Source organism: Actinospica durhamensis (genome assembly GCF_018139695.1).
GTDB classification, from domain to species: Bacteria; Actinomycetota; Actinomycetes; order Streptomycetales; family Catenulisporaceae; genus Actinospica; species Actinospica durhamensis.
This window is the reverse complement of the sequence record NZ_JAGSOG010000622.1, coordinates 1-934: the sequence shown is the minus strand read 5'-3', so window position 1 is coordinate 934 and position 934 is coordinate 1. Positions and strand designations below refer to the sequence as shown.

1 protein-coding gene is annotated in these 934 nt (G+C 75.2%); it reads left to right on the top strand.

Annotated features, from left to right (window positions below; genetic code table 11):
* Positions 1-168 precede the first annotated feature (168 nt).
* Entirely contained in the window at positions 169-810 is a 642-nt protein-coding gene (locus KDL01_RS41415; RefSeq protein WP_212534193.1) for an ACT domain-containing protein, read from the top strand.
* Positions 811-934: the final 124 nt, after the last annotated feature.

Sequence of the window (934 nt, the reverse complement as noted above, 5' to 3'; positions counted from 1 at the left end):
GGGCGGGGGCTGCGGCGGCCGCTGACGTGCCGGGGTCCAGGGACGTGCGCCGGTGGCGCGCACCGGGCTGTGACCCGTACGCAACGGGGTGGAAACGGGGACCCGTTTGACTGGGCTGTGCCCGGGCACGGACCGCTCGGCGGCGCGTCGAGCGGAGAGGAAATCAGAATGCTGCTACGACTGCGACTGTGGGTGGCGGATCGGCCGGGGGCGCTGGGTCTGGTGACACGGGAACTCGGTGCCTGCGGGGCCGATATCGTGCAGGTCAGCGTGCTCAGCCGGGAACAGGGGCGGGCACTGGACGAGATCACCGTCTTCCTGCCGGAGGAACACCGGCGCCCGGCCCTGGAGGCGGCGCTGCACTCGATCGGCGGGGTGACGGTGGCGGGCGTGCGGCCCTCGGGCGAGGTGCCGGGAGCGTTCCCCGACCTCGACCTGCTCGGCCGGATCGCGGCCGACCCGCGCGCCGGACTCGGGCTGCTCACCGACGCCCTGCCGCGCATCCTGGCCGCCGACTGGGCCGTGGCGCTCGGGCCCGAGCACAGCGGGGCCGTGGTCGCGCGCAGCTGGGACGCGCCCGCCGAGCTCGTGCTGCCGGACCTTCCGCCGCAGGCCAGCTCGGTCACGGTCGGCTCCGCGTACTACGCTTCGGCGCCGGTCGGGTCCTCCGGGCTGCGGGTGCTGGTGTGCCGGACCGGCGAGCCGAGCTTCCACCGGTTCGAGGTGCTGCGCCTGGCCCGGCTGGCCGAGGTGACGTCGGCTGTCGCCGGGGCGCGGCTGATGCCCAGGCCCGCCAAGGTGCCGCGCTAGCGCCGATGCCTAGGCCCGCCAAGGTGCCGCGCTAGCGTCATCGACATCCGCCTACACGGTCTGCACGATCTCTGCCCGAGTCCGGTCCCCTGCCAGGGCGCCCGGCCCCTGTCCGATCCCCGCC

Bases quoted from the DNA above. Each gene is read 5' to 3' on its own strand.
- KDL01_RS41415 (WP_212534193.1), top strand. From the start codon at position 169: ATGCTGCTACGACTGCGACTGTGGGTGGCGGATCGGCCGGGGGCGCTG.